This window comes from Halarcobacter bivalviorum, assembly GCF_003346815.1.
In the GTDB taxonomy this organism is placed as follows: Bacteria; Campylobacterota; Campylobacteria; order Campylobacterales; family Arcobacteraceae; genus Halarcobacter; species Halarcobacter bivalviorum.
Window position 1 is genome coordinate 1,185,832 of the sequence record NZ_CP031217.1, and the last position, 26,780, is coordinate 1,212,611.

Here is a 26,780-nt window from a genome sequence, read left to right on the forward strand (position 1 = left end):
ATGGGTAAAATTGTTGATATTCTTATTCCTGATTTAGGTGCAGATAAAGATGTTGATTTAATCGACGTTATGGTTGAAATAGGTGATGAAGTTGAAGTAGAAGATGGTCTTATTACTTTAGAGACTGAAAAAGCTTCTATGGATGTTCCTACTACACATGCAGGAGTTATTAAAGAGATTCTTGTAAAAGTAGGGGACAAAATGAATTCGGGTGATTTAATTGCTCGTGTAGAAGTTCAAGAAGAAGCTTCTGCTGAACCTGCAAAAGAAGAAGTAAAAGCAGCTCCTACAGCTGCACCTACTGCTTCTAAACCAGCACCTTCAAATGTTGAAGTAAGTGCAAATGCAAAAGAAGTAAAAGGTCAAGTATTAGTAATTGGAGCAGGACCTGGTGGTTATTCTGCTGCTTTTAGATGTGCTGACTTAGGTCTAGATACTGTTTTAGTAGAGAGACACCCAACTTTAGGTGGAGTTTGTTTAAATGTTGGTTGTATCCCTTCAAAAGCTTTACTTCATGTTGCTAAAGTAATTGACGAAGCTGCTCATATTGAGCATGCTGGAGTTAAATTTGGTAAACCAGAAATTGATTTACCAGGTGTTGCAGCATATAAATCAGGAGTTGTAAAAAAACTTACTGAAGGTCTATCTGCAATGGCTAAAATGAGAAAAGTAAATGTTATTCAAGGTGTTGCTAAGTTTGTAGATGAGCATACAGTAGTAGTTGAACATACTGATAATGCTGGTGAGCAAACTAAAGTAACTTTTGATTCTTGTATCATTGCAGCTGGTTCTCAGTCTTCTAAAATGGGATTCATTCCTCATGAAGATCCAAGAATTTGGGATTCTACAAATGCTTTAGAAGTAAAAGAAGTTCCAAAAAGACTACTTGTAATGGGTGGTGGAATTATTGGTCTTGAAATGGCTACTGTATATCAAAGATTAGGTTCACAGATTGATGTAGTAGTACGTGGTCCTCAAGTTATGACAGGAACTGATAAAGATATCGTTAAGGTATATACAAAAGCAAATGAGAAGAAGTTTAACTTTATGTTTAAAACTCAAACTCAAGCTATTATTCCTAAGCAAGAGGGTATCTATGTAGAGTTCAAAGGTGACAATGCACCTGCTGAACCTCAAACTTATGATGCAGTATTAGTTGCTATGGGTAGAACTCCAAATGGATTAAACCTAGGATTAGAAAATACTGGTGTTGAAGTTGATGATAAAGGGTTTATCTCTGTAGATAAACAAATGAGAACAAAAGTTCCTCATATCTTTGCAATTGGTGATATTATTGGTCAACCAATGCTTGCTCATAAAGCAGTACATGAAGGTCATGTTGCAGCAGAAGTTATCGCAGGTCACAAAGTATTCTTTGAACCTAAACAAATTCCTGGTATTGCATACACATTCCCAGAAATTGCAACTGCTGGTATGAGTGAAATTGAAGCAAAAGAGGCTGGTATTAACTATGAGGTTGCATCATTCCCTTGGTCTGCTTCTGGACGTGCATTAGCTTCAGATGTATCTGAAACTGGTATGACTAAGTTAATTTTTGATAAAGATACACATCAATTAATCGGTGGTGCTTTAGTTGGTGAAAATGCAGGTGAATTACTTGGTGAAATTTCATTAGCACTTGAAATGGATTGTGATGCTGAAGATATTGGATTAACAATTCATGCACATCCTACTTTACATGAATCTGTTGGTATGTGTGCAGAAATCTTCCATGGAAGTATTACTGACTTACCAAACAAAAAAGCTGTAAAGAAAAAATAGTTTAAATCGTTTAAACAATTTGAAATAAAGCCCATCTTCTTTTGTGAAGGTGGGCTTTTTTATCTCTTTAAACTCCATAGTTTTTTATAACTTCTATAAAACATTATATTGATAAATGCACCAATACAAGCTAAAAGTGTATCTTTATGTGCATCCCAAATATCTCCTTGTGTTCCTAAGAAAGCCATTCCTAATTCAGGATAAAAAGTAACTACTGCTAACCATTCAAGTAATTCATAAATTGTAGCAATGCAAACAATCATAGAAAAAGTAAAAAATAAGGCACTTTTTAAACTATTTGAATAAACAACAATTATCTCAAATAAACTTCTAAAAACAAGTAGTCCAAAAAGAAAATGTACTACTCTATCAAAATGATTTCTTTCAAAACCAAAGAGTTGTGTTATAAAATTAAAATACTCCATTTGGGCATAAGTAAAATGAGAACCCAAAGAGTGAAGACTTGCAAATATTAAAAGAAAGATGATACTTAACAGTGTGTATTTATATTTTATATCTAACCAAAGAACAAAGGGAAAGAATAGAAATACTAAAATGTTTTCTAAAAGCCAATCCTCTGGATATTTAGGATTTATAGCCATAATAATCCAAATCAATATATAAATACCATAGATGATTTTATGAGACTTTTCCATTTTATTTCCTCTTTTTAAAGTATACTCTTTTATAGGTAACTTTATAATATATTTCAATAAAAAGAAAATTATGTTAAAGTCTATTATGAAACAAATTTTATTATTACTAATGCTTACAAGTTTTTTATTTTCTTATGATAAAAACTTCTCTTATAGAAAATATATTCATGTAAAGAAGTTTTATTCTTCTTTAGTAAAAGAGACAGTAGATATAGCTTTAAAACATAATATGCCACCAGCAGCTATTTTAGCAATTGCAAGTGTAGAGTCAGGATATGGAAGAGGTTATGTAGCTTCTATTACAGGAAATATTTTAAGTCTTGGAGCAAATAAAAATGATAAAGCTCTTCCTTCTTTATATCTTCCTAATATTAAAAATCCATATAGAGTTATCTATAATTCAAAAGAGATAGCTATTTTCAATAAAGATGAGTTAGTTTGGAAGCAAAGACCAAAGAGTCTTAAAAAAGATTATAGACCCAAAGGTTTAGCAGGAACTACTACAAATCTAGATTATTTTGATTATGAGCTAGAAGAAAAGAAAAAAGCAAACTTACAAAATATAGAAGAGTTTTGCACTCTTTGGATAAGTTATAATAATCGTTTTAAAGCTTTTAAAGATGCAAGAGTTTTTTTAGACAAAGAAGTTAAAAAGCATGGGAAAAAAATACTTTTTACAAAGAAGCTTAATGAAGAGTTTATAAATCAAATTGGTGGAAAGAAAAACTCTTTTAACTATAGGAAAACTTGGCCAGTAAAAGTAATCAAGGTCTTAGAAAATACAGGCTTAACAGAACTTACAAAGGATATTTACAATAATAAAACTTTTGAGCAAAGTTGGTAGTTTTTCTTTGAGTAAGCTGTAATTGACTTTACAGTACAATCACTTTTTAAAACAAAATATACAAAGAGCATTATGATACAACTAAAAAATCTTTCAAAACATTTTGGAAATAAAACATTATTTACAGATTTAAATTTAATATTAGGACAAGGTCAAAGAGTAGGGCTTGTAGGAAGAAATGGTACAGGTAAATCCACACTATTTAAACTTATTTTAGGTGAAGAACAAGCTGAAGATGGAGAGATTTTAATTCCTAAAAACTATAAGATAGGAGCTTTAAAGCAACATTTAGTTTTTACAGAAAAGACTTTAGTAGATGAAACAGCTTTGGCTTTAGCAGAAGATGATAAGTACTCTATTTATAAAGTTGAGAAAATACTTTTTGGTCTTGGGTTTAGTCATGAAGATTTACAAAAAGATCCTTTATCTTTTTCTGGAGGTTATCAAATTAGGATAAATCTAGCAAAACTTTTAATTACAGAACCAAATTTATTATTACTAGATGAGCCTACAAACTACTTGGATATCCTTTCTTTAAGATGGCTAAAAAACTTTTTAAAAAGTTTTGATGGGGAAGTTATACTTATCACTCACGATAGAGACTTTATGGATACTGTTTGTACTCATACTATGGGTATTGTAAGACAATCTTTATTTATGCTTGAAGGAAATACTCATAAGTTTTATGCTCAACTTGAAGCAAATGATGAACACTATGAAAAACAAAAAGAAACACAAGATAAAAAAAGAAAAGAGCTAGAAGAGTTTATTGCTAAAAATAAAGCAAGAGCTTCAACCGCTGCGCAAGCTCAGTCAAAAGTAAAACTTTTAGAAAAAATGGATGAGATGGATTCAATTGTAGATGAAGCAACTTTAGAGTTTGACTTTAACTATAAAGATACTCCTGCAAAAGTTTTACTAGATGTAAAAGATTTAAGTTTTGGATATAAAGAAAATGAAATACTTTTTAAAAATATCTCTTTTACTCTAAAAAAAGGTGAGACTTTAGGGATTATTGGTAAAAATGGAAAGGGTAAATCTACACTTTTAAATAATATTGCAAAAGAGTTGACTCCTTTAAGTGGAACTATTGAGTATCATGGAACTACTACTTTTGGACATTTTGGTCAAACAAATATAGCACACTTAAATCCGAATAATACAATTATGGATGAAATTTATGTTGCAAACTCTAGACTTCCTGAATCTACTGTAAGAGGGATTTGTGGTTCTATGATGTTTAGTAAAGATGATGTTAAAAAGAAAATATCACTTCTGTCAGGGGGAGAAAAGAGTAGAGTAATGTTAGGACAAATCTTAGCAAAAGATGTAAATCTATTATTCCTTGATGAGCCTACAAACCACCTTGATATGCAATCAATTGATTCACTTACAAAAGCTATTAAAAACTTTGCTGGTTCTTCTATTATTGTTACTCACTCAGAAGAGTTATTAAGACAAGTATGTGATAGACTTATTGTTTTTGCAAAAGAGGGAGCTGATTATTTTGATGGGACTTATGATGAATTTTTAGAAAAAATTGGTTGGGATGAAGAAGAACAAGATGAGCAAAAAGAGAAAGTAAAAGAACCTAAAGTAAATAAAAAGGAGAATAAAAAGTTAAGAGCTGCTCTTATTCAAGAAAGAAATAAATTAACTTCTCCTTTAAAAAAAGAGGTAGATAAACTTGAAAACTCTATTATGGAAATTGAAGATATGATAGAAAAAGAGCAAGCCCAATTAATTCAAGCTTCTAATCAAGGTGATAATAGTAAAGTTATTGAACTATCTAAAATTGTAACGCAACATGAAAAAGAAGTAGAAGAGAAGTTTGAACTTCTTGAAGAAAAACAGCTAGAATTAGATGAGTTGATGGCTTTATATGATAAGAAGTTAGAAGAGATTTAGGGAGTGGAACTTTTCCAAATGAAAATAGTTTTCTCAAACTTTTTTATATGGGTATTTGGAATTGACTGCTAACTATTTCATAGTTGGCAATATTGTTTGAGGTCATACTAGATGAATTCTTAAACTTATGACTTAAAAAGTGATTTTTGTTGTTCAAAAAGTCCTAAGAGTTTAAAAGAATCTATAAGTTCTACTTCTTGAATATTTTTTGGAACAAGTTATATCTTTAAATAAAGGTTATAAAGCCAGTAAGTTAGATTTTCTAATTTTGTTCCAAAAACTAGAAGTATTTGAACTAACGTTTGAAATGAGCCAATAAATTAGCCGCAGGGTAATTTATTGGCTCCACTGATTTGTTATACATACTATGTGATTTTTAATCCTATTCTATCGTTATCAATATAAATCTCTTCATTACTATCATATAAAAAAGGTTCTGTATGACTGTTCAAACCTTCTTTTGAATATTTTTCTATGCTCTTCGGTAAAACTAACTTAAATCGATTGTGATGAAGTAAATCATGAAAAAAATATCTAAAAGTTCTATTATAATGTCCATCAATAAAATTTGAAGATAAAATATCTATTTCATAAAAATTTTCATCTTTATATTCTACTTCTTTGTAATCTGCATAATCTAAAAAATTCATTATTCCAGAGTAATATCTCTTGGTTATTTCTGATAATAATTCTTCATCAAATGGAATATTTGCATTATATGGGTCATGATATTTACATTTTACTTTATCGTATAAATTATAAGACACACTTGCTACAGTAAAATTCACTGGGATAGCGCCAGCTTGAGACTGATTTTTATGACTGAACATATCATTTACAGAGTTTTTTGTATAACCTTTTGCTTCAATTGCAAAAGTTTCATTATTTGTAAAAGCTAATAAATCAGGACGGCTTCCAGATATTCGCATATTTTTTATTTTCATAGCAGCCTCATAATTAACTGTATGAAGAGCTTTGTCTAATTTTTTTGCTAAAAAATCAGCTATTCCTTTTCCTACAATATTGGAAAACTGTCCTTTTTCTGTAGGGTCATATAAATTATGAGGAGGTAATGAAAATTTGTCTTTATTTAAAGCATTAGATTGTAAAAAATAACTATATTGTAGGAACATTCCAATTGTTTTAAATATTTTTTTTGAAGTTGGAGCATATCTTTGTCCTACGATAGCCATATGTTTAACTAATCCAAGTTTGGATATATAATGATTTTGATTTGACATACTCCCATATTTATCTAAATATTCTACTTCAATATTCAATGTTAGTTCCTTTCGTATGTATAACGTTTAAGTTGAGAAATATTTGAGCCGCAGGGTCAAATATTTCTCTCCAATAATTTGTTATATAATTATCATTTTTTTTTATTTAATAGATTCTTTTTTCTTTGTTCAAAATAGTTTGTATTAGATTGATACTTATCTTTTATAATGGATACTTTAATAAGAGAATACATAAGAACGAATATAACTAAAAAAGGTAAAAATAGTTGCAACATATAGACAGTGTAAAACTCTAATTCAGTACCAACCGTACTTAAATATAATGCAATTCCAAAAAGTGTAAAAATATAAAATCTTGAATAACGATACAAATCATTACAAGTATAATTTCTAAAATCTTTTTTAATAAAATATTTATAATACACAATAAATCTAAAAAATGCAAAGACAATTGCACTTAAAATGAGCACTATATATCCTGCAAACGTAAAATGGTTAAATAATGGGTCTTGTGATAACGTACCATTTATAATAATTGCAATTATTAAAGATAAACCAAAATACAATGGATGCCCAAACACCATAATAAAAACTAAAAAATAATTAAGTAATTTATTTGAATATTTGTACTTTTTCAGCACTATGTCTAATAAAATACCTGAAAAAAATAAAAGAATAAAATATTTCAATCAATTTGCCTTTATATAACGTTTAAAATGAGCCAATGAATTGCCCGCAGGGTAATTTATTGGCTCCACTGATTTGTTATACAATCTTCTTAATGTTTTAAACGACGCTTTAATTTAACTGGAAGTGATATGCCTATTATTAGGTCTTGATGCACACTTCCCCAAAATCTACTATCATTACTATGATCTCTATTATCACCAATCATAAAACATTCATTGTTTGGTACAGTAATTAAATCACTATCAAATAATTGAGGAACATTATTACTTTTTTTTGTAACATCTAAATCATAATGTATTCCATTATATTGTTTTTTATATGGTTCTTTAACAAATATTTTCTGCTGTATAGTTTCAGTTTTATAACCTTTATAATTCTTTTTAACGAATTCATTACCTTCAACTGGATGAAAATATAATGCCTTATCCTTTAAAAATATAACATCACCTCCTGTTGCCATACACCTTTTTAAATATATTGTTTTTTTATCTTTAGGGTAATAAAAGGCAAAAACACCTCCCCGAAATAATCTATTTATGCCTTTGAATACAAAAACTGATTCATTTTTATATATTGTGTTTTCCATGGCTTTTGTTGGAATACTTTTAACTTGAATTTCAACTTGATTATCTAACATATAATAAAAATATTTATGAAAATATTTTGTTAAATTAGGGTCATCCTCAAAAGCAATTTTATTATCTTTATCAACAAATATCCACCTTTGATCTATTGGTTTTGTTAGATTATTTGTTGCAGTTATTAAATCATCATAGTTTTTGATATATATATCATTCCCAAAAACAAAATTGATGAGAACCATAAGAGTCATTATTATTTTTAAGTTCATTTAAATTTCCTTGTATAACGTTTAAAATGAGCCAATAAATTGCCCGCAGGGTAATTTATTGGTTCCACTGATTTGTTATGTAAGTGGAGATACCACCACATGCTAATTGTCTATCCAATGACCATGATAAAATATTTCTAAATATTTCGTAAGATCATTACTGTTTTGATGAGAATGTTGTGTAATTAGTAGTAAAGCTTTTTCTTCCATTTCTTTAATACTGCCTTTAAGCTCTTTTAGCACCATGTCGGGGAAAAAATGCTCAATATCATAATTCAATAAATCAATAACTTTGCATTGTTTTAAATGTACGCATTTTTTGAATTCGGATAAAAAATTAGCTATCAAATACTTCTTTAGTCTTTTGATTTGTTTGTGGGTATAAATGTTTTCCAGTTCTGTCATTTTGGAATAATGTATTTGATTTTGGGAAAGCTTTGAAAAGATTTTTTTTTCAGTATCGGGTATTCTTCTAACTAATATTTGGTGTATCGGATTTTTTCGAAGTAAATCACACTGTTCTGGATGATTAATACAATCATTTTGAACATGCTTAAATATCTCTTTGTAGTATTTTTCTACGAAACCGTCTATCTTAATAAGCTCCTCGATTCTTTTGATCACTTTAAGATGTAATCTTTGTAGATTGTACTTTAATGAGTGTAGCTTATCTTGTTTCTGGTTTTCCCGAAATTTTTTGTACGCAAAATATACAACAACAGTCAACAAAGCAATCGTCAGAATTTTTATCATATGTTAACCTTTTTACATAACGTTTAAAATGAGCCAATAAATTTTCCGCAGGGTAATTTATTTCTCTCCAATGTTTTGTTGTATCTATATTATTATGTGTTCATATTTAGAATTTATATTTTCCAAAAAACTATTCATATCATTAGATATTGGAGATTCTATTAAAAAATTACCAAACTTTTCTTCTAACTTATTCCAATTCTTTTTTAGATTCCCTCTGTTTCTAAAAAAAGGATGAAGCCAAATCCATTTAAGAACCCAGCGATCAGGTTCTTTTGTAAACTTTTGAATAGCAAAGGTACAAGCTCCATAAATACGATATGGCATTGGTTCTTCTATAAATTTATCAAGAGCTTGTTCTGTGAATAGTAAAGCTTTATATTCTTCTTTCAAATCACCATATGAACAAAAGGGCACAAAATCATAGTTAAGTTCTTCTTTAAAATATTTTGCAAGTTTATAAACTTCTTCAAATAGTTCTTTTTCGGATTGTTTGTCTACTTCTATAATAGTGTCTAATGTATATTTTGTAGATACTGATAATTCCAGTGTATAGTTTCTCACTTTAATTTCCTCGTCTATAAACTTTAGTTTCATCATAGATACAACTATTTATTGAATATACATTATATAAATAAAGTACTTAAATCCACTTATTTATTATATATTTATTAAAAAGCTTATTTTATGCATACTTATAGAAAAAATATTACAAAATACAATAATTTTTCTATATATTTTTATTATAAGTTATAATTTTTATGTTTATTTTATGTCATATTTAGAACTTTAGTATACATAATGTATGTTAAAAGTGAAAAATTTAACTTTAAAAAACATTTTTATAATTTAGGAGATATTATGGGTAAAAAACTACTTGATATAATGAGAGATAAAATCAGAGTAAAACACTATAGTTTAAAAACTGAAAATGTATACATATATTGGGCAAAAAAATATATTCTATTTCATAATAAAAGACATCCTAATACTATGGGTAAAAAAGAGATTGAAGAGTATTTAACTTATCTAGCCAAAAATCTAAATGTATCTCCTACTACACAGAACCAAGCCTTTTACTCCATTGTATTTCTTTACGAACAAGTATTAAACATATCATTAAAAAATGAAAATATTCAAGCTTTAAGAGCTCAAGAAAGAAAACATATTCCTGTAGTTTTAACTATAGATGAAGTCAAAAGTATTATATTAAATATGGCGGGTATTTATCAACTTATAGTTAAACTTATGTATGGTTGTGGTTTAAGGATGAAGGAAGTACAAAATATTCGTATCAAAGATATTGATTTTGGATTCGATAAAATTTATGTTTGGGATAGTAAATCTTTAAAAGATAGAACTATCCCTTTACCACAAAGTATAAAAAATGAACTCCAAATACAAACTCAAAAAGTAAAAGAATTACATCAAAGGGATTTATCTGATGGCTTTGGTAGTGTTTATATTCCATATGCTTTAAGTAAAAAGTTTAAAAATATTGAATATGATACAAAATGGCAATATGTTTTTCCTATGAGTAAAATCTCAAAAGACCCTAGAACAGGTAAACAAAGAAGGCATCATATTTTAGATGTAACTCTAAGTCGAAATATAAAAAATGCAGTTAAAAAATCAAATATAGATAAAAGAGTTACATCACATATTTTTAGACACTCTTATGCAACTCATCTTTTACAAAATGGTACAGATATAAGAAGTATACAAGAACTACTAGGACATAAATCTATAGAAACAACTATGATATATACACACGTTGTGAAAGAATTAAATAAAGGTGATATTAAATCACCATTGGATTTTTAAATTTTATGAATAAATATTGATTGTTAAATTCTGATTCAAAACCTGTAGTTTTTGACACAAAATCCAGAATAGTCTGCAGATTTAATTCTCTTCTATTTACTCTCTTTAATACTAGATATTAAGCTTGAGAGAGTACTTATTAAACTAGTATGTTCAACAGGTTTTTGCAGAATATGGTTTATACCTATTTCATTTAGTTGAGTTAGTTTTTCTTTTTCTGTATGAGCTGAGATTATCATAACTTTTTGTTCTTTATTAATTTTAAAAATCTCTTTACAAAGCTCTATCCCATCAAGTTTTGGCATGCTTATATCTGTAATTATTAGGTCATAAAATTTATTGTTTTTTACTCTAAAGTTTTTATACTCTTGTAAAGCTTCATAGCCATTAAAACTAATATCTATATGAGAAAAAAAGTTTTTAAAAAGTTTATTTAGTTGTTCTCTAACATCACTATTATCTTCTATAAAAAGAATATTTAATGTTTTACTATATTCTACTAACTCTTTTAGATTCTGCATTTTATGTCCTTTTATTTAATAGGTAAATCAATTAAAAATGTTGCTCCTTCATTTTCATTGATAACTTTTAAATTACCTTTACAATGGTCATTAACAATGATTCTACTCATATAAAGACCAAGCCCTGTTCCTTCTTTATCACTTTTTGTAGAAAAATAAGGGTCAAAGATTTTTTCAATAAGTGACTCTTCTATTCCACCACCATTATCTTGAATTTTTATAACAATATTATTCTCATTTCTTTTGTATGTTGAAATAGAAATTTGTTTATCATTACTATTTTTTTCAGATAAAATATCTTCGGCATTTTTTATTATATTTAGAATTACTTGCTGTAGCTCTGTTGAATAAGAGTATAAACGTAAATCTTTTTCAAAACTTGTTTCTAGTTTTATATTTTTTGCTGCCATAGAAGTTTTTGTAATACTAATTGCTTTTTTTATTACTTCTTCTAAATCAAACTCTTCTTTCTCTTTATCACTTTTAAAGAAGTTTCTAAAATCATCAATAGTTGAAGATAGATGTTTTGAATATTCGGTTATTAACATTAATTCATCTTCTAAAGTATTTTTCTCTACTTTATCTTCAATCATAAGTTTTACAAGTAAGTTATTTGTAGTAGCAGATATTGCAGCTAATGGTTGTCTCCATTGATGAGCAATCATAGAAATCATTTCTCCCATTTGAGCTAATCTACTTTGTTGGATTAGTTGTTTTGTACTATTTTCATTTTTTCTAATCTCTTTTTTTATTCTCTCTTCTAAATTTGCATTTAACTCTTCTAATCTTTGTTCTAATATTTTTCTAGTAGAAATATCTCTAATAACTGTATGAATAACTCTTCTATTTTCAATCTCAATAGAAGTTAAAACTATCTCTACCCAAAGTTCTCTTCTTTGATAATTTAAAAGAATAGCTTCAAAACTACTAACCCCAAAGATTAAAGCTTTTTCAATTTTATTTTCAAAAAGTCTTTGAGAAGAGGTATTATCTGGTTGGTATTCTGGTGCTAAATCGTGTAGATGTTTGTTTATTACCTCTTTTTTTGTGAAGCCTAAAATATTTTTAGTTGATTCATTACAATCAGTTATTACTTTGTTTTTAATTAGAAGAACACTATCTGAAGATTTGTTATAAAGAGTTTCAAATAAGATTTTTTGTTTTGCAAGTTGCATTGTTTTTTCTTCAATTTTATTGTTTGCTTCTTGCAATTTTCTATTATGCTTATTTAAAATATTTTGTCTATATATAAAAATACCAAAAACTAAAAAACTTAGAATTACAATTTGCCAAATAAGTTTATAGTTAAGACCTTCCTTAAAAGATACAGCAGTCCACTTATTGAAAATTTCTCTATGCTCTTCTTCTGTGATTTTTTCTAAGGTTTTATTTAAAATATCTAATAGAATTTTATTCTCATTATGAATAGCCATGCTTACTGAATAATTCATATCTGTATATCTTGAAATATATAGATTTTTTAAAGCATAGTTTGACATATAATAAGAAGCAATTGGAAGAGGTTGAATTGCAAAATAAGCTTCTGCATTACTTACTTTTTCTAATGTCTCTCTATCTGTTTTTGTGATTAAAATATCAAGATTTGGATTAGTTTTTTTAAGTTCTTTTATTAAAAATGAGTCATATCTTACTGCCATGGTTTTATCCAAAACTTCATCTAAACTAGAAACAACAGATTTATCTTTTTGAGTAATAATTGCAAGTTTATAATTTAAGTATGCTTTTGTAAGATTTGAGAAACTTTGTATGTCCTCATCTTTTGTAACAGTTGGTATAATATCACACTGTTTGATTTTTAAAAACTCTTTTGTTTGTTCCCACGAAACAGTAGGAATAGGTATAAATTTAACATTTATCATCTCTTCTATTTTTTTCAAAATATCAATAGAAATACCTTTTATTTTTCCTTCATCTTCAAAAGAGATAGGTTTTAAATCAGTTATATTACACATTCTAATAACTTTTCTATTTTGAATATATTCAAGTTCTTCTTTATTTAAAAAAGAGATATCTTTCTTTTTTATAAGATTATTTGTACCAAACCATTTTCTTTTTAACTCTAAAAGCTCTTCATCACTTACACTTTTTTGTGCTTTTTTTAGAATATCTCTTAAAATAATTTTATCTTTTGAAGTTCCAATTGAGATTAAACTTACCATTCTATTATCATCAACAAAAGCAGAAGGAACAACTCCTGAAATATTATTTGTAGTAATCACATAGTCTAAAACATTTTTTTTACCAACAGTTGCATCAGCTTTTCCTAAAGAGAGTAGTTTTAAAGCTTCTAAAGAGTCTTTTACAAGGATTTGATTAATCTCTGGATAAAACTTTTCAATTGCTTTTTGAGCAAAAAAGCCTTTAGGCATAATTATTGTTTTACCTTTTAAACTCTCAAGGGAATCAAGATGATTATTTCCCTCTTTTACATAAATAGCATTTGCAGCTGTATGAAAAACAGAGGTAAAAGCAATAGTTTTTGCTCTTTTTTTATTTTTAGAAATATTTATTATTGCATCTATCTTATCCTCTTGAAGCATTTGCATAAACTCATCCCAAGAAGGACCTGTAATATACTCAACTTCTACATCTAGCTTTTTTGCTAGAAGGTTCATATAATCAATAGAAAAACCTTTTGGTTTACCATCTTCAAAGTAGTTATAAGGAGGCCAATTTAGTTCATTATGTAGTCTTAAAGGAGAGTTCTCTTTTAAAAAGTTTTTTTCTTCTTGTGTTAATAAAACTCTATTTTGTGCAAATAAAGTAGTAAAAGATAATAGAAAAATTATAAATAGAGTAGTTATTTTATTCATTGTAGTTTAATTATATATTATTTTAGATTAATTCCTATTTTAATTAAAATAAGAGTACCTTAAAGCTATTTAGAGATAATTAGTAAAAAGAAAATAATAAAAGGAAAAGAATGAGTTTTTATACTGCTGATATTTGTGATGAACATCCAGATAAGGTTTATGTTTTAGATAATGAGTTTAAAAACTATGGAGCAAAACAAAAAGCTTCTGGAGTTGTTGTAACAGTAAAATTAGATAGAAATAACAGTGAATTAATTAAAATTTTAAGAGATGAAAATGGTACTGGAAAAATTGTTGTAGTTGATGTAGAAAATGAGTATTTTGCAGTAGTTGGAGAAAACTTAATGAAATTTGCCCATGCAAATAATTATGAAGCAATTATTGTAAATGGTTATGTAAGAGATACTGAACAAATAAAAGATATTCCAGTAGGATTATTTGCAAGGGGAACTTGTCCAAGAAAATATATTCCAGTAACGGAAGCTGAAAGAAACCTTGAATTATCATTTTGTGGTGTACAGTTTAATGATGGGGATTATGTTTATGCCGATGTAGACGGTATCATTCTTACTAAAGAGAAACTTGTATAATGTATCTTTTTGGTTTTGGTTCTTTAATTAACTTAAGCAGTGCTCAAAAATCTTTTCAAAGAGAGTTAAGTTATAAAGACTTAATTCCTGTAAGAGTAAAAGGATATAAAAAAGTTTGGAATTCAATTGAGTATATTACTTTTGATAATAAAGAAGTAAATGGGGTATTTTTAAATCTACAAGAAGATAAAAATAGTACAACTACCGGAGTTGTTATCAAACTTTCAACTGAAGAGTTTGAGGTTTTAAAACAACGAGAAAAAAACTATTCACAAATAGAGATAAAAGCTGAAAACATAGAGGGTGCTTTTTTAGAAGAAAATGCTGTAGCTTTTATGACTACAAAAACTGATAAATTAGCAAAAATAGGGGATGAAAATACTTATATCCCTGCAAAATATATTGAAATTTTGACTTCTGCTTTTGAAAATTATGATGAAGAGTTTGTAGAAAGTTATAAAAAAGAGTGTTTAGAAAACTTTCCTTTCGAATTAAAAGAGGGAGTATATAAGTTTGCCGATGCTTTACAAAATAAATTAGCAAAAGAGGGTATTAGAAAATAGATGAACTATAGTACAAAGTGTACCATTTACTCTTCAACTCTTTATAAAACACAAAGAGTTTCAAGTAGTGATAAAATTATAGTTAAAGAAAATAACTGTATTGATATATGTTTATGTGAAGAGGATAGTTTTGATAAATTTGAAGAGGAGTTAAGTTCTTTATGTGGAAACTCATTTTCATATTTTCTTAAAAAAAGAATCTCCTCTTCTTTTATCTCAATTTTTTCAATTATTGTGATTATGTTTGCTTTTCTTTCTGTTTCAATTTTTGAGGATTTATCTAAAAAAATCATCTTTGAAATGCCTTTTGATTGGCAACTACCTGACTCTATCTCTTTAATTTTTGTTTTGATTTTTTTATTTGGACTTTTTTTAATGCCCTCTATTTTAGAAGCAGAAAGAAGTGAGTTTAAAAATATCTTGTCTTCATGGTTAAATAAAGATATAAAAAAACAAAAAAGATTAAATCTAGCTTTTTCTCAATATGATAAAAAAACACAAATTGATTTATATAATCTTGAAATCTTACCTAAAGAGCATTGGGCAAATAGTGTTTTATTAAAAGCTCTACTTAAAAACTTCAATGAAATAAATATTCATGTAAGAAATGATGAAGTAAAGGTGATTCAAAAAAGATTACTCTCTTCTTCGGTTAAAAATATTGAGATAATAAGAGATTTAAAAATTATCCCAAATAAAAATATAGACTTTTTATTCTCTTCAAAAGAGGAGAGATTAAACTCTTTACTTCAATTATGTTCTACAAAAAAGTTTGATACCCAAAAGGTATATATCTCTTTAGAGCTTTTTGAGTATTGCGGTAAAAACTTATTTGAAGAAGCAGAAAAATCAAATCAATTAGTATTTGGATTTCAAAATTTTATAAATAGAAGTTTTGATGATTTTAAGTTTTTAGTTCAAGAAGACTCTTCAAGAATCTACTTTACAAAAAACTTCTTTTTTAAAAATTTAGATGATGAACAAAGAAGATTATCTTATTTCTTAAGAAATCATATAGAAGAGTGTATAGAGTATTTTGAAAATCCTATCTCTTTATTGATTTTATATAATTATGTAAAAAATATTGTACTTGATGAAAAAAGAGTTTTAAATATTTTAGAGAAATTTATTGCTACTGTAGAAAAGAAACAACAATATAAACTAATTGATAATTATTGGTTTGATATTGCAGGACAAATGTTTGATCCAAGGGATTTAGAAAACTTTGAGCAAACAAAAGAGTCTTTATATAGAAAACTTTCTATTAATAGTTTAGATAAATTATTAGCTCTATTTGAAAGAAATGGTTATTTTGAACAAGCTATTTTATTAGCAAAATATCTATTTGAAATAAATCCAAGTAAATATTCAGTAATTATCTCTTCTTTATTTGAAAGAATGGGACGCTTTGAAGAGGCATATTCTACTTTACCAAATAATATAGAGTTTACAAGAAAAGAAAAACCTACAGCTTTAGAAGTTAGATATTTACAAAGAAAAGCTTGGATTATTGTAAGTCAAAGAAAAGAGCAGTTAAAGGAAGAAGGAGTATCTTCTTTAGAGCAACTTTATCTTTTAATTAATTCCCATAATTTTGATAATGAACCTATTTGGTTATGGCACTATTACAATATAAAAGCAAATTATGATGAGTGGAATTGTGATTATGAAAAAGCAATTGAACACTACAAAAAATGTTTAAGTATTCCAACATTAGGTGCTTTTGAATATGGTGCAACTTTTGTAAATATGGCAATTGCATATAGATTTATCTATCTAACAAGTACTAAACAAAATCTTGATAATATAAAAAAATCAATAAGTTATGGAAAAGTAGGTTATCAATTAAAACAATCGGTTGGGGATAGAGATGAGTTACCTGTTGTTCAACATAACCAAGCTTTAAATATTTTATATAAGCAACTTTTTGAAAATGAATTAGATGAAAAGTTATTAAATGAAGTGTTAATACTAACTTCAGATGCTATTTCTATTTTAGATTCAACAAACTCTATAAAAAGATTAGGAATGTTGTTTTTAGAAAATATTGTTTGTAAATCTTTACTCAATATGGAGTTTACAGATATAGTAATTAGATTGGAAAATCATTTAACTAAAATAGATGAAAATGAGTTAAAACAACTATTAAATCTATACAAAGAGTTTAAAAAAGCTAATAAAATATCGACTATTAATTATTTGGATGAACTATAAAAGGAAAGCAATGGACTATATTAAAGAGACAATAAATTTAAGTGAGGGAACGGTAGAGGAAAAAAGAGAAGAGATAAAAAAATATTTTCTTCAAACCTATGAACTAGATGAAAAACTATTTGATTTATTAGAAGATAAAAAACATCTTTATAAACAACCAAACAGATTAAGACACCCTTTAATTTTCTATTATGGACACACAGCAACATTTTTTATCAATAAACTAAATATTGCAAATATTATAAATAAAAGAGTAAATAAAACTTTTGAATCTATCTTTGCTATTGGTGTAGATGAAATGAGTTGGGATGATTTAAATAGTGAAAACTATTCTTGGCCAACTTATGAAGAGACTAAAACCTATAGAGATGAAGTAAAAGAGATAGTTTTAAATTTAATAGATACTATGGAGTTTACTCTTCCAATAAATTGGGATAGTCCTATGTGGATTATTTTAATGGGAATTGAACATGAAAATATTCATATTGAGACCTCTTCTGTATTACTTAGAGAATTAAATATAAAATATTTAAATGAAAGAGAAGACTTTACTTATTGCAATGAGTTTTCAGATACTTTTCCTACAAATGAATTAGTAGAAGTAAAAGGTGGAGAAGTAATTTTAGAAAAGGATTATGATAAGCCAATTTTTTATGGTTGGGATAATGAATTTGCTTTTCATAAAGCTTATATAAAAGATTTTAAAGCTTCAAAATATTTAGTATCAAATGGAGAGTTTTTAGAGTTTGTAAAAGACAATGGTTATTTAAAACCTGAATACTTCTCTAAAGATGGAAAAGAGTGGTTAGAGTTCTCAAAGGCGAAACATCCAACTTTTTGGCTTAAAAAAGAGGGGAGATACTATTTAAGAGAGATAAATAGAGTAGTTCCTTTACCTTTAAATTTTCCAGTTGATATAAATGTTTATGAAGCTGAAGCTTTTTGTAAATATAAAAGTGAAAAACTTGGCTTTGAAGTAAGACTTCCAAGTGAAGATGAATATTATAGATTAAATGATTATGTAAAAGCTCAAGAAAAAGAGGCAAATATAGGTTTTAAATATTTTAATCAAACACCAGTTGATAAGTATAAGATGGATGATTTTTATGATGTTGTTGGAAATGTTTGGCAATGGAGTATAACTCCTACATACCCTTTTGATGGTTTTAAAACTCATCCTGTATATGATGATTTTACAACTCCAACTTTTGATGATAGACATGCTCTTATAAAAGGTGGTTCTTTTATCTCTTTAGGAAATGAGATTTTAAGAAGTGCAAGATATGCTTTTAGAAAACATTTCTTTCAACATGCAGGTTTTAGATATGTTCAAAGTTCAAATGATTACAGAACTGAACTAAATGATAATGTATATGAAACAGATGAACAAATCTCTCAATATTGTGAATTTCATTATGGAGAAGAGAATTTTGGGATAAGAAACTTTCCTAAAGCAAGTGTTGAATTATTAAAACCATATTTTGAGACAATTAATACTACCAAAGCGTTAGATTTAGGATGTTCTGTAGGAAGAAGCTCTTTTGAGTTAGCTAGATATTTTGATGAAGTAGTAGGAATAGATTTTAGTGCTAACTTTATTAATGTTGGAGTAAAACTTAAAAAATATGACACCTTAACCTATAAAGTTGCAACAGAGGGTGAACTTTATGAAGAAAAAACTATCTCTTTAAATGATTTTGATTTAAAAGAGATAAAAGATAAAGTTACTTTTATGCAAGGGGATGCTTGTAATTTAAAAGATATCTATATTGATTATGACTTAATTTTTTGTTCAAACTTAATAGATAGATTATATTATCCTCAAAAGTTTTTAGATGATATTCCGAATAGAGTAAATAAAGATGGACTTCTTGTTCTTTTATCTCCATATACTTGGTTAGAAGAGTATACTCCAAAGCAAAATTGGTTAGGAGGCTTCTTAAAAGACAATAAAGAGATAAAAACTTTAGATACTTTAAAACAGAACTTAAAAGATAGATTTGAACTTGTTCAAACTATTGATGTACCATTTGTGATAAAAGAGACAGCTAGAAAACACCAACATACAATCTCTCAAATGAGTATTTGGAAGAAGATTAAATAATAAATAAAATTATTGTAAACTTATCCTTATGGATAGTTTACAATTAATATCTTCAAAAAAAGAGTTCTTCTAAATTTATGATTCTTGTGTAATGCAAGTTCTCATTGATTAGTATAATTTTTTCAAAGTAAATTTCAAAAAAAAAGAATCATTTTATTTTATAAGTTGGATAGTAAATTCTATCCTTATTTTTTTGATTTACTATAAAAACAATTTTATCCTCTTTTTTCAATATTAAGAACTTATCTACATTTTCAAGTAATTTTGTAATATAACACTTATTATAAAATTCAGTTGAGCCATTTGCTTTTTCAAATTTATCTTCGCTTTCTATTCTCATTAAATTATTATTTGAAGAGATAATGTAGGCTATATTTTTATAAAAAGGATTATAATAGTTATTTGTTGATTCAAATATGATTATAGAGTTACCATTTAAATCTTGAGTAATTTTTACATCACTTATAGATTGAGCTATATCTTTACTAAATATCTTATATAAATAGTTTGAGTTATCATACTCTTGCAGATATTTCTCAAACTTCCTATTTCCTAATTTTGTGTCATCCAAAGCTCTATATAAAAAAATTAACAAAATTATAAATATGGTGATAGATATAACTACTTCTAAAAGAGTAAATGCCTTTTTAGCTTTAAACATGATTTCGTTACCATTTATCAAAATTCTAACTCAAATCTATAAATATCTTTTGAAGTTTTGTTTTCTATAGTATATAAAGTTGTATAGTTTTTAATATTTAATTTGAAACTTTTTGTTTGAGCTTGAGTTGATTCTAAAATTTTATCTTTTATTTTTATTTTTATTTCTTTAAACTCACGTCTTAACTCATCATCCTTTATATTATAAAACTTATCTAAGTATATATTTTTATCTCTTTTTGAATAGCTTTGTGTATCGTATACAAGCTGTAGATACTCTTTATTTTTTTTATTTTCTATCCCTTTTTGTAAAATAAAAATATTATTGTTTTTTACTTGGTATAAAGATAAAATCACTACAGATAACAATACTGTAGCTATAATAACTTCTATTAAGGAAAAAGATGATTTCATTTATTTTATACCTATTCTTACTGCCTCATCAACTGATGTGTCACCATTTTTAAGCATCATTCTTAACTGTTCTTGTAAAGGGATCATTTTATTTTCAATAGCAAGTTTAAGCAAAGAGTTATCATCAATCTCTCCTTTTAAATACTCTTTTATATCATCAGTAATTACAAACAATTCACCTAATGCAATCCTTCCCGCATAACCTGTAAAATTACAAGCTTTACATCCTACACTTTTATAAATAACATTACCATCATCTAATCTAAAAAGTTCATGAGAAGCATGAGAATGGTCTTCTTCTTTACATTTATTACAAAGCTTTCTAACTAATCTTTGAGCAAGGACTGCTAAGAGTGCAGAAGAGATTAGAAACTTCTCCACCCCCATATCAATAAGTCTTGTCACAGCTGCTGTTGCTCTATTTGTATGTAGAGTTGAAAAGAGTAAGTGTCCGGTTAATGCTGCTTGAACTGCAATTGAAGCTGTTTCTCTATCTCTAATCTCACCAAGCATTACTATATCAGGATCTTGCCTTAAAATAGATCTAAGACCAGAAGCAAAAGTAAGTCCAACCTTGTTATTAACTTGTATTTGTGAAAACTCATTTGATTTATATTCTACTGGATCCTCTATTGTTATAATATTTTTCTCTTCATTTACAACTTGGTGTAAAAGAGAGTGTAATGTTGTAGATTTACCACTTCCTGTTGGACCAGTTACCAGAACCATTCCATAAGAATTTTTAACAACTTTTTCAAGTTCATCAGTTATATAAGAAGGAAAACCTAACTCATTGATACTAAGCAGATCATCACTTTGCATTAAGATTCTCATTACAACTCTTTCCCCATAAAAAGTAGGTAATATTGAAACCCTAATATCTAAAGTTCTTCCAGAAATTTTAATCTGCGTACGTCCATCTTGAGGTATTCTTTTTTCACTAATATCCAAATTTGAGATAACTTTAATTCTTGAAATAACTAAAAACATAATATTTTTATCAAGTTCAATATGCTTTACTAAAACCCCATTAACTCTATATCTAATTTCTGCTTTATATTCATGCATCTCAATATGAATATCTGATGCTTTTTTCTTAATGGCTTGATAAAAAAGTGAATTTACAAATTTTATAATTGGAGCAGATTCTTCAGAGGTTAATATATCATTTCCAACTTTTAAAAACTCACTAACTGAAAACTCTTCATCATCTAATGTTGCACTCTCTTGTTCTTGTTGAATTGCACTCATTTCTTTATCAGTTTTAAGTTCTAAGAACTTAGTATAAAGCTTTTCATAAGAAATTTCATCTAAATAAATTATTTCATACTCATAATCATACTTTGAAAGATAATCAAATGATGAACTTAAATTTTCAGAACTTAAAGCTATAATAATTTTTTCATCAATTTTAGTAAATAAGACATAATTCTTAAGTGCAATATCATATCTTTCTATTTGATCATATGGTAAAAGATTAATATTATGTATCTCAGTAATATTCATCATTAATACCCTAGTTTTTTCATCATTAAATCATATTTTTGTATTGAAGTTTGTTGATTAAAGTTCTTTATTTTCTCTTCTTTACTTGAGTTTAACTCTTTATCAAGTTTGTCTACTTTCTTTTTATATTCTTTATCATTTTCTTTTTGTTTTAACTGTTTTTCTTTAAGCCTTATAAGAGATTGTCTTAAATACTTTCCTTCAAGTATTTTTAACTCTGCCAATTGATTTCTAATATAAGTTAAATCCTTTGATTTAGGAATTATATATGGTGTTACAATAACAACTAAACTTTTTTTTGAGGTATTCATCTTTTTGTGTTTAAAAATATTTCCAAGAATTGGAATATCTCCTAAAATTGGAATTTTACTAATAGTAGATTCATCTTTATCTTGAATAAGTCCACCTAAAATTACACTTTCTCCATTATTTACAATAGCAGTTGTTTTAATCTCTTTTTTAGATGTATCAGCGTTTCCACTATTTGTTTGAGTTGTTTTTACATCTTCTAATATTGTATTAATATCAAGCATAACTTTATTATCATTTGAAACTCTAGGCTTGACTTTTAATGTCAAACCTACATCTTCTCTTTGGTAATTATCATTAGTGTTTCCACCATCTGTTGTTGTACTTGAAGTTTTTATAGAAATAGTTTCTCCAACATATATAGAACTTTCTTTATTATTTAAAGCTAAAATAGATGGTTCAGATACAATATCTAATGCTCCATCTTGATTTAATAAAGATATTGATGCACCTAAAGCTAACCCTGATGTTAAATCTGGTATCTCTAATCCAATATCAGAATACTCAAATGCAAAAGCATTTCCTCCATTTAATGAGGATGCAAAGGTTCCTATTCCAGAATTATTAGTTTTCCCTCCAAAAATTCCATATTTTATGCCAATTTCATCCAATAAACTATCACTTAATTCAATAATTTTAGCTTGAACATATACTTGAGCTTTATCTCTGTCAAGTTGTGTTAAAAGTATTTTAATAAATTTGAGTTCATTTGAAGGTCCCATAAGAATAATTGAATTTGTTTCTTCATCTATTGAAGCAAGAGGTTTATCATTTGGATCAAGATATGTTTTTTTACCAACTATATCATCTACAATTTTAATTACATTTTTAGCCTCTATATTTTTTAGTGCATAAACATTTACTATTCTTTTTCTTAATGAGTCATTTCTATCTAAGTTTTTAATATAATCTTTTAAATAGTTTGTATTCTTTTTGTTTCCAATAAGTACTAAAGAATTATTTTCTTTATTTGCTATTATTTCAACCTTTTCTGTTTCAATCTTTTCATCAAAGATTGCTTTTTTTATTTCATCTAAATTTTTCTTTGTATCAGTTACGATCATATTTGTAAGTTTAATTGTAAGCATTGTTTTTTTTGCTCCAACCGTCATTATATTTAATATTTTTTTTACTGTTTTGATATTGTCTTGGAAATCTGTAAGCACAATAGTATTTGATTCTTTATTTGTAACAAGTTTTGCTTCTTTTGAAATGAGATGTCTTATTCTTGATGCTATATAATCAACATTTGCATTATTTACTTTAAAAACTTCTGTTATTATTTGATTATAGTTTGTTTTTAAGTTTGAAGTAGTTACAGGAACATTATTTTTTGCACTTTCATTAAGTTTTACTATTCTAAGAATACTTCCATTATTTATGAGAGTGTAACCTTTATTTTCTAATACATAAATTAGGATTTTTACCAACTCATTTTTATTTAAAGGTTTGTTTGAAATGAAATCAACATTACCATTTATTTCATCTGTTAATAAAATATTTTTGTTAATAACTTTTGAAGTAATTTTCACTAAATCAATAATTTCTAAATCTTTAAAATTTATATTTATTTTCTCTTCATTTCCATAGGCAAAAAAATTTAATAGTATCATTAAAAATATTATTTTAATTTGTTTCATTATTTATCTCCGAGCTTTATTTTTAGATCTTGTATTTGAAGGTTATATTCTTTTCCACTTAGTTCAAATACAATATTATCTTTGTATAATCTTATTAATTTATAGTTATCAAGTTTTGAAAATTGTGTAAGAATTGAGCTCTCTTTTGTTGTTTTATTTTGAACAATAGCCCAACCACTATGATTTGTAGTTGAGTAAATAGCTTTTAGTTCATATTTATTCAATGTTTGATTGATAATTTGCTTTCTATTATTTATATTAATTGTCTTTGTAGAATAAAATCCCATATACCTATCATAGTCTATTTTTATAGCAGAACTCTCTTGAAACTCTATAGAGTTTTTAGGTAAAAAAAATGATACACTTACACTTAAAATATATGCAACTAATATGGTATAGATATATATTAAAAACTTTGTTATGATTATATTAGAAGCTTTGTTCAAATATGTACCTTCCCTCTTTTTCTTTAAACCTTCTTAAAAATGACAAATCAACACTATTTGATGGTTTTAGTTCTAGTTTGATTTTTTTATTAAATATATTATAAGATCCACTTAGTCTTCCAAACTTTCCAGATGAGTTAATATTTATATTTTTAAAATCTAAAATAGAATGTGAAAGAGTTAAATTCTCAATACTTTTTGGTAAATAATCTCTAAATGATTTTGAAACAAATATATTTTCAATATTTACTTTTGTAAATAATAAGTAAGAATAGAATTGTACTTTTTCTATATTTGTTGATAAAATTTTTTTGTAAAAAACATCTGGATTTTCTATGACTAAATAAAAAAACTTATCTTTTGATAATTCATTGGATACTATTATCTCTTTTTTTAAAAGTAGTTTTTCAAATTGATAAAATAACTGTTCTTTTGGTAAAAAAACAATTAAGGAAAAAATAAAAAGTACAAATATTAAAAATAATTTAACTAAAAAATTCATTACATTTTTCCTATTTGAATGACGATAGAATCTCTTTCAAGTTGTAATGATTTTACAATTAAATTCTCATTTAAAAATTTTGTTAAAAAACTTTGTAGCTTTCTTGTGTCTTTACTCTCTAAAACTATTTTTACAGATTTTTTATTTAATATTTTTGATATTTTTTCTGTCTCAAACTCTTTTAATTTTAAAATGGTCTCAATCTTTCTCTCAATTTTTCCATTGTCAAACCAATTATTTTTGTATTGATTAAAATTTTTTGCTTTTATCTCTATAACTCTTTTTTCACTTAAAAGCTTTGAATACTCATCTTTTTTATTCAAATAGATATTAAATGAGATTAAAAAAAGGGTTAAAAGTAAAACTAATATATATAAAGGATTTATTCTATTCATAGTTTCACCACTACTTTTGTTAGATTTTTAACTGTAGTTATTTTAATATTTTTGAAATTTTTATTTAAAAAAAGCTGAACTTCATTTTTATTTGAAGTTTGATACTCTAAAATTATTTCGTCATTTTGCATATCAAAAGATTTTAAACTTAATCTTTGGTTTGTAAGTATATAAGAGATTGCTTCTCTTTTTTGTTTTTCAACTCTAATTTTCTTTTCAAAATCATTTAAAATAGAATTTGCTTGTATCATAGAGTTTGGAAAATCATTTACCCTTTTTATATTCTCTATTTTATCTTCCAAAGGTTCTATTTGTAAAGTAAAATCAACATATCTAGCTATATTTAATAAAATCAAAACAGCAAATATAAAATAAAAAGTATAAAGAAGTTTTGTATTGAACAAATCATTATAAAGTTTTATTTGAAGCCTCATGGAGCTTAGTTTTATATTTCCTATAACACCAACAAAATCTACGCACTCATCAATTAAAACATTAGGAATCTTTACTAAAATATTATCGCTAACATAAGCAAAACAAAGTCCATCAATTTTAAAACATTTATAATCTACACACTCATTTTGAGCAAAATAAATTGAAGCTATATTTGATACCAATATTCCAGAACTTTTTATAGCTTCATATATTTTTTTATTATTAAAAGCAAAACATAAAAAAAGATTTTCCTCTAACCTTTTAACTTGATAAGTCAAAGATGAAGTCTCATTTGTAATATCTTCAAAAAGTGAAGGTAAAACATCTTTAGCTTGTGCTTCAGTTTTTACAGGAATTTCAAATTTTCTTACCCAATAAAACTCAGGAGAAACTATAATGTCTAGTTTTGTATCAATTGCATTGCTTAACTTTGTTTTTGTGGTCAAAAATAGTTTTTTTGTTTTTTTATTAGATGAAACTAATGTCAAAATACTTAACCTCTCCAGTTTTACTTAAAATATAGTATGCTTTTAATTTAGTATCAAAATATTTTGCATCTATATTTAGCTCAAACAAATCTTTGTTTTCTAAAAAACCAATCATATCATTGATGGTTTTTATTTGAATATCTTCTGTTTTTATTTTAAACTTATCAATTACATAATCCAACTGAGCACTACTAGTTATCTTTGATATTTTTTTTTCATTTAAAATTTGCTTATATATATCAACAAAATAGTCATAATTATACACATTATAGTTTTCAAAAAGATTATGAAGTTCGTTATTATCTTTAATATTTATACTATTAATATCAACTTTGTCATATTTACGTAGGTAAAAAGATATTTTCAAGTCTTTACTTACTAAAGGTAAGCTTACATTTAAATCATCATCTTCAAAACTACTACTTTTTGTTTTCAGGAGTTTTGAGACCTCTATTTGTGTATTCTTAATATTTATTAGTAATTGATTGCTATTTGAAATATATTCATTCTTTTGAAGATATTTATCTGTATCATCTAGATTTTTTATAACTAATACTGATAAAGCTATAATAAAAAAAAGTGTAACTAATAATACAATTCCATTTTTCATA

Annotated in this window: 25 protein-coding genes and 1 pseudogene; 8 read left to right on the forward strand and 18 right to left on the reverse strand. The window is 26.3% G+C overall.

Annotation, left to right across the window (positions count from 1 at the left end):
• Window positions 1-1,782: a dihydrolipoyl dehydrogenase gene (gene lpdA, locus ABIV_RS06010; RefSeq protein ID WP_114839000.1), complete on the forward strand. Its 1,782-nt coding sequence runs from the start codon at window positions 1-3 to the stop codon at window positions 1,780-1,782.
• Between the two features lie 59 nt (window positions 1,783-1,841).
• Here the strand turns inward: lpdA and ABIV_RS06015 are convergent, their stop codons facing one another.
• Entirely contained in the window at window positions 1,842-2,438 is a 597-nt protein-coding gene (locus ABIV_RS06015) for a DUF2238 domain-containing protein (protein ID WP_114839001.1), read from the reverse strand.
• A gap of 70 nt (window positions 2,439-2,508) precedes the next feature.
• Between ABIV_RS06015 and ABIV_RS06020 the strand changes: the two genes are divergently transcribed.
• Both ABIV_RS06020 and ABIV_RS06025 read left to right on the forward strand, forming a co-directional pair.
• The gene (locus ABIV_RS06020; protein WP_114839002.1) at window positions 2,509-3,282 is read left to right on the forward strand and encodes a glucosaminidase domain-containing protein; all 774 of its coding nucleotides are present in this window, start codon (window positions 2,509-2,511) and stop codon (window positions 3,280-3,282) included.
• Window positions 3,283-3,354: 72 nt separating this feature from the next.
• On the forward strand, window positions 3,355-5,190 hold the full coding sequence (locus tag ABIV_RS06025) for an ABC-F family ATP-binding cassette domain-containing protein (protein ID WP_114839003.1): 1,836 nt from the start codon (window positions 3,355-3,357) through the stop codon (window positions 5,188-5,190).
• A gap of 365 nt (window positions 5,191-5,555) precedes the next feature.
• Here ABIV_RS06025 and ABIV_RS06030 read toward each other — a convergent pair whose 3' ends face one another.
• The 5 genes from ABIV_RS06030 to ABIV_RS06050 all read right to left on the reverse strand — a co-directional run bounded on the left by ABIV_RS06030 (window position 5,556) and on the right by ABIV_RS06050 (window position 9,288).
• Window positions 5,556-6,470, reverse strand: coding sequence for a hypothetical protein (locus ABIV_RS06030; RefSeq protein ID WP_114839004.1), 915 nt, complete (start codon window positions 6,468-6,470; stop codon window positions 5,556-5,558).
• A gap of 92 nt (window positions 6,471-6,562) precedes the next feature.
• On the reverse strand, window positions 6,563-7,120 hold the full coding sequence (locus tag ABIV_RS06035; RefSeq protein ID WP_114839005.1) for a hypothetical protein: 558 nt from the start codon (window positions 7,118-7,120) through the stop codon (window positions 6,563-6,565).
• Between the two features lie 89 nt (window positions 7,121-7,209).
• Window positions 7,210-7,971: a signal peptidase I gene (lepB, locus tag ABIV_RS06040; protein WP_114839006.1), complete on the reverse strand. Its 762-nt coding sequence runs from the start codon at window positions 7,969-7,971 to the stop codon at window positions 7,210-7,212.
• Window positions 7,972-8,073: 102 nt separating this feature from the next.
• Window positions 8,074-8,724: a hypothetical protein gene (locus ABIV_RS06045; protein ID WP_114839007.1), complete on the reverse strand. Its 651-nt coding sequence runs from the start codon at window positions 8,722-8,724 to the stop codon at window positions 8,074-8,076.
• A gap of 84 nt (window positions 8,725-8,808) precedes the next feature.
• Window positions 8,809-9,288: a hypothetical protein gene (locus tag ABIV_RS06050; protein WP_129088494.1), complete on the reverse strand. Its 480-nt coding sequence runs from the start codon at window positions 9,286-9,288 to the stop codon at window positions 8,809-8,811.
• A gap of 297 nt (window positions 9,289-9,585) precedes the next feature.
• Between ABIV_RS06050 and ABIV_RS06055 the strand changes: the two genes are divergently transcribed.
• Window positions 9,586-10,548 carry an integron integrase gene (locus ABIV_RS06055; protein ID WP_114840466.1) on the forward strand — a complete coding sequence of 321 codons (963 nt, stop codon included), beginning with the start codon at window positions 9,586-9,588 and terminating at the stop codon, window positions 10,546-10,548.
• A gap of 92 nt (window positions 10,549-10,640) precedes the next feature.
• On the opposite strand, the gene ABIV_RS06060 is transcribed toward ABIV_RS06055, so the two are convergent.
• Both ABIV_RS06060 and ABIV_RS06065 read right to left on the reverse strand, forming a co-directional pair.
• The gene (locus ABIV_RS06060) at window positions 10,641-11,069 is read right to left on the reverse strand and encodes a response regulator (RefSeq protein ID WP_114839009.1); all 429 of its coding nucleotides are present in this window, start codon (window positions 11,067-11,069) and stop codon (window positions 10,641-10,643) included.
• Window positions 11,070-11,080: 11 nt separating this feature from the next.
• Entirely contained in the window at window positions 11,081-13,903 is a 2,823-nt protein-coding gene (locus tag ABIV_RS06065) for a transporter substrate-binding domain-containing protein (RefSeq protein WP_114839010.1), read from the reverse strand.
• A gap of 110 nt (window positions 13,904-14,013) precedes the next feature.
• Between ABIV_RS06065 and rraA the strand changes: the two genes are divergently transcribed.
• Genes rraA through ovoA form a run of 4 tightly spaced genes read left to right on the forward strand, consistent with a single transcriptional unit; the run spans window position 14,014 to window position 19,374 of the window.
• Window positions 14,014-14,493: a ribonuclease E activity regulator RraA gene (rraA, locus tag ABIV_RS06070; protein ID WP_114839011.1), complete on the forward strand. Its 480-nt coding sequence runs from the start codon at window positions 14,014-14,016 to the stop codon at window positions 14,491-14,493.
• Window positions 14,493-15,056, forward strand: a complete 564-nt coding sequence (locus ABIV_RS06075) for a gamma-glutamylcyclotransferase (protein ID WP_114839012.1) — start codon at window positions 14,493-14,495, stop codon at window positions 15,054-15,056. Before rraA ends, ABIV_RS06075 begins: the two co-directional genes overlap by 1 nt.
• A complete protein-coding gene (locus ABIV_RS06080) occupies window positions 15,057-17,270 on the forward strand; it encodes a tetratricopeptide repeat protein (RefSeq protein WP_114839013.1) in 2,214 nt (737 codons plus the stop codon). It begins immediately after the preceding gene.
• A 10-nt stretch (window positions 17,271-17,280) separates the two neighbouring features.
• Window positions 17,281-19,374 carry a 5-histidylcysteine sulfoxide synthase gene (gene ovoA / locus ABIV_RS06085; protein WP_114839014.1) on the forward strand — a complete coding sequence of 698 codons (2,094 nt, stop codon included), beginning with the start codon at window positions 17,281-17,283 and terminating at the stop codon, window positions 19,372-19,374.
• Between the two features lie 148 nt (window positions 19,375-19,522).
• On the opposite strand, the gene ABIV_RS06090 is transcribed toward ovoA, so the two are convergent.
• The 10 genes and pseudogenes from ABIV_RS06090 to ABIV_RS06130 form a co-directional block, all read right to left on the reverse strand.
• Entirely contained in the window at window positions 19,523-19,945 is a 423-nt protein-coding gene (locus ABIV_RS06090) for a hypothetical protein (protein WP_228254342.1), read from the reverse strand.
• Between the two features lie 18 nt (window positions 19,946-19,963).
• A pseudogene (locus tag ABIV_RS13790) lies at window positions 19,964-20,035 on the reverse strand (prepilin-type N-terminal cleavage/methylation domain-containing protein); the annotation flags it as partial.
• Between the two features lie 17 nt (window positions 20,036-20,052).
• Entirely contained in the window at window positions 20,053-20,448 is a 396-nt protein-coding gene (locus ABIV_RS06095) for a type IV pilus modification PilV family protein (protein WP_114839016.1), read from the reverse strand.
• Window positions 20,449-21,957: a GspE/PulE family protein gene (locus tag ABIV_RS06100; protein ID WP_228254343.1), complete on the reverse strand. Its 1,509-nt coding sequence runs from the start codon at window positions 21,955-21,957 to the stop codon at window positions 20,449-20,451.
• The gene (gspD, locus tag ABIV_RS06105; protein ID WP_114839017.1) at window positions 21,957-23,903 is read right to left on the reverse strand and encodes a type II secretion system secretin GspD; all 1,947 of its coding nucleotides are present in this window, start codon (window positions 23,901-23,903) and stop codon (window positions 21,957-21,959) included. The genes ABIV_RS06100 and gspD overlap by 1 nt, the downstream gene beginning before the upstream one ends.
• On the reverse strand, window positions 23,903-24,349 hold the full coding sequence (locus tag ABIV_RS06110; protein ID WP_114839018.1) for a hypothetical protein: 447 nt from the start codon (window positions 24,347-24,349) through the stop codon (window positions 23,903-23,905). Before ABIV_RS06110 ends, gspD begins: the two co-directional genes overlap by 1 nt.
• On the reverse strand, window positions 24,333-24,851 hold the full coding sequence (locus tag ABIV_RS06115; RefSeq protein WP_114839019.1) for a hypothetical protein: 519 nt from the start codon (window positions 24,849-24,851) through the stop codon (window positions 24,333-24,335). Before ABIV_RS06115 ends, ABIV_RS06110 begins: the two co-directional genes overlap by 17 nt.
• Window positions 24,851-25,246: a hypothetical protein gene (locus ABIV_RS06120; protein WP_114839020.1), complete on the reverse strand. Its 396-nt coding sequence runs from the start codon at window positions 25,244-25,246 to the stop codon at window positions 24,851-24,853. The genes ABIV_RS06115 and ABIV_RS06120 overlap by 1 nt, the downstream gene beginning before the upstream one ends.
• Window positions 25,243-26,169, reverse strand: a complete 927-nt coding sequence (locus ABIV_RS06125; RefSeq protein WP_114839021.1) for a hypothetical protein — start codon at window positions 26,167-26,169, stop codon at window positions 25,243-25,245. Before ABIV_RS06125 ends, ABIV_RS06120 begins: the two co-directional genes overlap by 4 nt.
• A complete protein-coding gene (locus tag ABIV_RS06130; RefSeq protein WP_114839022.1) occupies window positions 26,150-26,779 on the reverse strand; it encodes a hypothetical protein in 630 nt (209 codons plus the stop codon). The genes ABIV_RS06125 and ABIV_RS06130 overlap by 20 nt, the downstream gene beginning before the upstream one ends.
• Window position 26,780: the final 1 nt, after the last annotated feature.